This is a genomic window from Paraflavitalea sp., from assembly GCF_059502485.1.
The window spans coordinates 1-3,663 of sequence record NZ_JCACET010000003.1 but is presented as its reverse complement, the minus strand read 5'-3'; the positions used below and the strand labels follow the sequence as shown (position 1 = coordinate 3,663).

Annotated in this window: 2 protein-coding genes; one reads left to right on the top strand and one right to left on the bottom strand. The window is 35.3% G+C overall.

From position 1 onward, the window contains the following. Positions 1–15: 15 nt before the first annotated feature. Positions 16–2,382, top strand: a complete 2,367-nt coding sequence (locus AC5JBY_RS00050; RefSeq protein WP_495902485.1) for a tetratricopeptide repeat protein — start codon at positions 16–18, stop codon at positions 2,380–2,382. Here the strand turns inward: AC5JBY_RS00050 and glyA are convergent. Further along, positions 2,354–3,604, bottom strand: coding sequence for a serine hydroxymethyltransferase (gene glyA / locus AC5JBY_RS00045; RefSeq protein ID WP_495902484.1), 1,251 nt, complete (start codon positions 3,602–3,604; stop codon positions 2,354–2,356). The genes AC5JBY_RS00050 and glyA overlap by 29 nt on opposite strands. Positions 3,605–3,663: the final 59 nt, after the last annotated feature.

Below are 3,663 nucleotides of genomic sequence, written 5' to 3'. Positions count from 1 at the left end.
GGATAACTATTTATTATGGATTATTTGTCCCCGGTTTTTACTTCCAGGGCTATTGAAATGGAGAAATTGGATGCATGTTGCAATTTTGCAGAAACTAATAAAAGCCGTACGGCAATAATTTCGGGTCATTCCGGCACAGGCAAATCTTTTTTGATCAAGCAGGTATTGAATCAGGTTGCAACAAAACATAAAGATTCACTTATCCTATATATAGATCTCAGTTCCGATGAGTTTGTAACAACAATGCTATTTGAGTCATTGATCTATTTGTGCTGGAACGAAAAGGCGTTTAATTCTAAAAGTCTACTTCAAATTCCCGATAAAGCAGCATTTTCTTCTTTTTTAAAGACCCGTAAACTAAAAAAAAGTGTTATAACAAAATTTTTAGCTGTCGTTTCCAGTACTGTTGAAATGATTCCATCTTATGGAAAGCCTTTAAAGGAAATAATACCACAAAATATTTTTGAAAAGGAAAAGGAAGATCCAACACCTGATATTGCAGTAACTTTTTTTAAATATCTGGAATTCCTTTCGCAGAGAATGCCTGTTTATTTATCGATCGATAATTATCAATTCCTGCAAAGGAACTTACGATTATTATTAGAGTCGCATATAGAAGCAGTTGAAAAAAATCTATGTTTCATTACGGTAGTCAGGACGTTAGAATCAGAAACGGATGCATATTTCCCGACTTGCTTTTCTTCTATGCAGCTTGACTTAAGGTTGAAAAGCTTTACCCTGCATGAGACCATCGAGTTATTTTCCAAATTGTCGACTTATACTTCAAACTCAAATATTATCGCAGAAGACTGCTATAAAAAAACGAATGGAAATTTAAAAGAGATTGAGTATTACATTTCATCGCTAAATCATTTAGCCCCATCAAGCAATAGAAATGATATTAAAACGCTTGTCGAAACGTTGAGATCTTTACCCCGACTTGAAAAATATCTAGTAACTATCGCTTCGTTATTTCCAGCGGGAATAAGACTCCAATATGTAACCCGTCTTTTAAGCAATATATTACTTGTCGAAGATGAGGAGAGAGTTTCGGTAATAATTGGGGATCTTGTTAAAATTGGTTATTTATATTTAAATGGCCATAGCGCTGATCTCGTCAAACCAGCTCATGAGAAAATTATTCATTCAATAAAGAAAGGTTTGTCCGAAGATGAATTTATAGAAATGCATCGAGAATTATTGGCATCGATGGAAAGTCTGATTAATGGGCCCATACAGATAAATGATTATAATTATCTGCTTCACTGTTATGTTGGTGTGTTTACCGCTAACCAATTTAAAGGGAAAATAGAGTATGTTATTCGGCTATTTGATATACAATATAAGTCAAATCGGTACTTCTATATTTTAGCCATCTATAAAGAGTTCAAGGAAATGATCAACTTTCTACCAGAGCACTCGGTTGAACAAATATTAGATGCTTGTCAGAAAGCTTCAGAGTTTTATCTTGGAATGGAGGCGCTTAAATTAATCGAAAATCAATCTGGTCGTCTTTCTTCGTCTTGCAAATTGTTTTATGTAAAATATTTGACTCAGACTTATCATTTCCAGAAGGCTTTAGAGCTTATTAAAGAGTTGGACCCTTCTGAAAAAGTATTTCTTTATCAATTAAATATTTTGCAGCACTTATGCCACGATAAAGAAGCAAAGAGAATAATAAAACAATTACAAAAAAATAAGACGCACCGACATGAATACTATATTATCCTCCGCAACTCCGCTCACTACTTTTCGTATGATGATGCACTAATAAACCTTATAACAAGTTATAATTATTTTCGACAAAACGGCCTCTTGTTCGAGGAGGCAACTGGCTTAAATAACCTGGGGGTTATACATCTGTGGAATGGCAGCTATGAGAACGCCCGAAAGTGTCTATCACAAGCAGTAGAGATATTTGAAAATTTGAATTCCAATGAACTATTTGAACCACTCTGTAATCTTGGCATTCTCTCATTTCAAGAGGGTAATTATGTGGATGCGAAGCGACATACGGAGAAATCCCTTTCGATTGTTAGTCGTTCACTAATGTTAGATCATATAATTCTCACAAACAACATTCTAATATTTAGACTTGCTTTAAAAGAAATTTCAATGAATGAATACAATAGTCACCTTCGAATGTTATATACTCAATGCAAGTTGCTTGAAGATCCCTGGCTTCATTTTTCAGTTATTTATAACCTATCTCAATCTGAGATTGCGCTTTCACTTCAACAGACTGCTTCACCTAATCCATATTTTCTTGATCGAATTAACCAAAGAAAAGAAACAGGTACAGAACTAATCACATCATTAGTTGTGGATGGCCATGGCCAGCTTGATCTTTTGCTTAGCCTTTCCCCTCACTGGCGATATTAATCATGGCATGGTATTTATTAATAAGATAAGAAATTTCTGCTTTTATTGGCTCTTTCTTGTTTAAAAGAAGTGCAAGGTTTTTAGATAACATTCGGATGTCTCCAATTTCATAATTAAGATTTGTAAGAGTTGTTGTTCCAAACCTAATACCTGAAGGAAATAGAGGGGTCCCTTTGTCACCCGGAATCAAGTTGCGATTAGCAAGAATAAGATTTTCCTGCAATAAAGTTTCGGCTTCTTTTCCGTTAAGCAAACTTTGTGACAAATCAACTAATACAATATGAGAATCTGTACCGCCAGTAACGATGTTGACTCCTCCGTCTATCAGCACATTGCACATTTCAATAGCATTAAATACTATAGCATGCGCATATTTTTTTATGTCTGACTTTTTCCATAATTGAAAGGCTACCAACTTAGCCAAAAGCATATTTTGTATTGGACCTCCTTGTGAAACAGGGAAGGTAGAATAACAAATTTTTTTATGAAAGTCTTCTCGATATATTACTACTCCGCCATGAGGGCCACGCAGGTTTTTTTCCATAGTAAATGTTGCGAAGTCAACGTAAGGGAAAATAGTTTTATGAACTTCTCCTGCGATAAAAACAGCAGTATGGCTAACATCAGCCAGCAAATAGCTTGCATGCTCTTTTGCAATGGATGCGATCTGTTGGAAATCAACTTCTCTGGGATAAGAAGAAACACCTGCGATAATAAGACGTGGCTTGTAAATATGGGCCAATTCTCTTATTTGTTCTATATTTATTTGTGCGGTATTGTTTAATTTGTAATTGATTACCCTGATGGTGCCGTTGGCAAACTTGGAATGAGAGATATGACCACCTTCGGTAGAATTAAGACTTAAGATTGTATCATCGTCCTTTAGTACTGTATTATAAACAATATGATTAGCTTGCGTACCAGAATGAGGTTGTAGGTTTACCCTGTAACCTGTTTGAATATTAAACAAATCCAGGCATAACTGTTCTCCGAGCTCTTCAATCTCATCCATGTATTTGCTGGCCGGGAAATATCTCTGTGGCGCAAACCCTTCTGTTGGCAGAGTAAAAAGAGGATAACGCATTGCATCTGTTATTTCAGGGAAAGCGTAAGATGCGCTTGCTATCAGATTAATATATCTGTTCTGGAAACCATTATAATTATCTATTATAAGGTTAATTCTTTGAAAGTCTTCGCCAGCAAATTTTTTGAGTAAATACATACTGATAATAAATAGTTATCCTGCATTCAGGACACTACATCACCCATCATCAAATCCCG

Bases quoted from the DNA above. Each gene is read 5' to 3' on its own strand.
- AC5JBY_RS00050 (WP_495902485.1), top strand. From the start codon at position 16: ATGGATTATTTGTCCCCGGTTTTTACTTCCAGGGCTATTGAAATGGAG.
- glyA (WP_495902484.1), bottom strand. From the start codon at position 3,604: ATGTATTTACTCAAAAAATTTGCTGGCGAAGACTTTCAAAGAATTAAC.